Source organism: Aeromicrobium phragmitis (assembly GCF_003674095.1).
In the GTDB taxonomy this organism is placed as follows: domain Bacteria; phylum Actinomycetota; class Actinomycetes; order Propionibacteriales; family Nocardioidaceae; genus Aeromicrobium; species Aeromicrobium phragmitis.
Genome location: NZ_RDBF01000176.1, coordinates 1 through 365 on the forward strand (window position 1 = coordinate 1; position 365 = coordinate 365).

At 68.8% G+C, this 365-nt stretch carries 1 protein-coding gene; it reads right to left on the reverse strand.

Features of this window, described 5'->3' with window-relative positions:
• Positions 1 to 161: 161 nt before the first annotated feature.
• Positions 162 to 365: winged helix-turn-helix domain-containing protein (locus tag D9V41_RS16850; RefSeq protein ID WP_133434252.1), on the reverse strand; the 204-nt coding region annotated here is incomplete at its 5' end.

The window sequence follows — 365 nt, forward strand, 5'->3', positions numbered from 1 at the left end:
GATCGGAGCGGTTGGGGATGAACGGACCCGGCCCCTGGATCACCTCCGGGACATACCGCAGCAGGAACACCCAGACGGCCGCCAGCAGCAGCGATCCGGCGACCATCAGGAATCCGGCGTAGCTCAGGGCGAGCTTGACGCGGACGCTCAGACCGGGCCGCCTATCCACGATCGGCGTCTCCATCCCGGGGCCCGGGAACGGTCTCGATGCGATAACCGACGCCGGGGACCGTCGCGATGATCCACGGTTCCCCCAGACGCTTGCGCAGGGCCGACACCGTGATGCGAACCGCGTTCGTGAACGGGTCGGCGTTCTCGTCCCACGCACGCTCGAGCAGCTCCTCGGCGCTGATGACGCCGCCCTC